General features: G+C 68.5%; 1 protein-coding gene. It reads left to right on the top strand.

What is annotated here, in order from left to right; translation table 11 throughout:
* The coding region (locus tag ACQRUO_RS39605; RefSeq protein WP_428321024.1) for a transposase at nucleotides 1–662 on the top strand (662 nt) is incomplete at its 5' end.
* Nucleotides 663–670: the final 8 nt, after the last annotated feature.

Raw genomic sequence — 670 nt, forward strand, 5'->3', positions numbered from 1 at the left:
CGGACGACGCGCGGCCAGGTCGCCCCTGGTCGCTCCCGCTGGAAGACCGGCTCCTGCTCGTCGCGGCATACTGGCGCACCAACTTGACCCTGCGACAACTCGCGCCGCTGTTCGGAGTGTCCAAGTCGGCGGCGGACCGGATCGTCGACCACGTCGGGCCCATGCTCGCGCTCCATCAACGCAAGCGCTTCCGCCGTGACGCTGTGCTGATCGTGGACGGCACGCTCGTGCCGACGCGCGACCACGCAGTCGCCGAGCAGTCCAAGAACTACCGCTACTCGACCAACCACCAGGTGGTCATCGACGCCGACACCTGCCTGGTCGTCGCGGTCGGCCGACCGGTCCCGGGCAACCGCAACGACTGCAAGGCGTGGGCGGAGTCCGGTGCCGCGGCTGTGGTGGGCAACACCACCACGATCGCAGACGGTGGCTACCAGGGCACCGGCCTCATCATCCCGCACCGACGCCCCGCCGGCGGTGACCTGTGTGAGTGGAAGAAGGAGCACAACCGTTCCCACAAGCAGGTCCGCGCACGCGTCGAGCACGTCTTCGCCCGCATGAAGGCCTGGAAGATCCTCCGTGACTGCCGCCTCAAGGGGGACGGCGTTCATACCGCCATGCTCGGCATTGCCCGCCTGCACAACCTGCTGCAGGCCGCGTAGCCGTTCAC

Source organism: Kitasatospora sp. LaBMicrA B282 (assembly GCF_050325825.1).
Classification (GTDB): Bacteria; Actinomycetota; Actinomycetes; order Streptomycetales; family Streptomycetaceae; genus Kitasatospora.